Origin of the sequence: Chamaesiphon sp. VAR_69_metabat_338, from assembly GCF_031423935.1 — a bacterium.
Lineage (GTDB): Bacteria > Cyanobacteriota > Cyanobacteriia > Cyanobacteriales > Chamaesiphonaceae > Chamaesiphon.
The window spans coordinates 1-1,821 of sequence record NZ_JANPGM010000343.1 but is presented as its reverse complement, the minus strand read 5'-3'; the positions used below and the strand labels follow the sequence as shown (position 1 = coordinate 1,821).

At 45.5% G+C, this 1,821-nt stretch carries 2 protein-coding genes; one reads left to right on the top strand and one right to left on the bottom strand.

Going from position 1 to position 1,821, the window contains the following annotated elements:
• Nucleotides 1-207: 207 nt before the first annotated feature.
• Complete coding sequence (gene ribE, locus RMO84_RS09825) at nt 208-900, bottom strand: riboflavin synthase (protein WP_310488285.1); 693 nt, start codon at nt 898-900, stop codon at nt 208-210.
• 392 nt (nt 901-1,292) lie between these two features.
• Here ribE and RMO84_RS09820 point away from each other — a divergent pair, with 392 nt between their 5' ends.
• Nucleotides 1,293-1,787: a bifunctional nuclease family protein gene (locus RMO84_RS09820; protein WP_310488284.1), complete on the top strand. Its 495-nt coding sequence runs from the start codon at nt 1,293-1,295 to the stop codon at nt 1,785-1,787.
• Nucleotides 1,788-1,821 lie beyond the last annotated feature (34 nt).

Sequence of the window (1,821 nt, the reverse complement as noted above, 5' to 3'; positions counted from 1 at the left end):
TATGCGGGGGGAACCCCCGCATAAAAAAACGTCAAGACGGGGCACCCCTACACATTAAGTGTCGCAGGGTGGTTTCCTGCACCAGAATAAATATCTTTCAGTTCACTTCAGTGAACTTTCGCTATTAGCCCGAAATTCATTTCAGGGCGGTTAAAGACTAAGCACCAAGTTTTGTTGTGCATTCCATCTACCACCCAAGCCTAAAGCCTAAGAATAGCCATTTGCCGCCAAAAAGTCTGGAGTAATAACTTCACGTTGGCGGTGCGCGTGAGCTTGGGGCGATACCATTAACTTTTCAACGTATTTACCCAAAATATCTGCTTCCAAATTTACCCACTCGTCGGGCTGGAGTTGGGAAAGATTCGTGTACTCGTATGTATGGGGAATGACGGCTACCGTAAACCAATTGCCACCAGCATCGCAATCGGCGATCGTTAAGCTCACGCCATTAACGGCGATACTGCCTTTAGAGACTAGATAGCGACTGAGATAATCCGCCCATTGCTCGGTGAGCGATTGCGGTGCGGCAAAGCGCATTTCCCAGGAAGTGGCGGTAGCCTTACTAGAGACGAGTCTGCCGATGCCATCGATATGTCCGGTGACAAAATGACCGCCAATTTTGCCGCCGACTCGCAAAGATGTTTCCAAATTTGCACGAGTAGATGTGCGATCTCTTTGGCCGATTGTTGTACGATTTATAGTTTCAGGCGAAACAGTAACGATAAAACCTTGTGGTAAAATTTCTTCGACTGTCAAACATGCCCCGTCAACAGCTACACTATCACCAATAGTTAGATCGGTAAGAATTGCTAGCGCATCAGAGCTGCTGCACAAAACTTCCAACCGATCGTCAGTCAAAAGGCGTAAATTTCCCAGCGATTGAACTAGTCCTGTAAACATCTTTTTTCAGTCAAAGTACTATTAGCGATCGAGTGTTTCGTAGGCCATCCTTGATACATGCCGGTACTAATCTTCAAGACCCAAGCTTGTTAGACTAGTTACGTCAGTCTCTATTTTAGACGCTAATGTTCGCAGCCACCTAAATTAAGTAACTAGAGGAAATACCCCAATCTACATACTATGCAAGTAGCAGATATTACATAAGCCACTATAAATCTAACGAATTTTAAACTTTAAGGTTTGTAGCGATCTAGATCGCTAAATTAACTAGAGGAAACCACCACGATCGACACAGCATTAATTGGGATTACATTAAGAGCTATATCTTACAAAGTTTCAACTTCAACGTTCGCAACCACCTAAATCACACTAACTAACTAGAGGAACCTACCATGATTGAAATGAAAGTAGCCGGGATTGCATTAGACGCTGTATCGCGGAGTCCGATCGTGTTACTAAAAGATGCTTCCGATCGTCGTGCTTTACCCATCTACATCAGTCAAGAACAGGCAAAAGCGATCGTTAATGCGCTAGAAAAACAAACCCCACCGCGACCCTTTACTCACGACTTGATTGTCAATATCTTTGATAGCTGCGATCTCAAAGTCGAACGGATCTCGATCAACGCGCTCCAAGACAATACTTTTTATGCGTCGATCGCAATTAATAATAACGGTCAAATCCGCGAAATCGATGCGCGTCCCAGTGATGCCATCGCGATCGCCATCCGCACTAAAGCACCGATTTGGGTGATCGAGGAAGTGATTGCCGATGCTTCGATTCCAGTCGATCGCGATGCGGACGAGCAAGAGCGACAAGCGTTTCGCAGCTTTGTTTCCAATCTCTGTCCTGACGATCTGATCCGCAAAGGTGGTTATGCTTCTTAGGCTTTGGGCTTAGGCTTTAGGCTTTAGGTGGTAG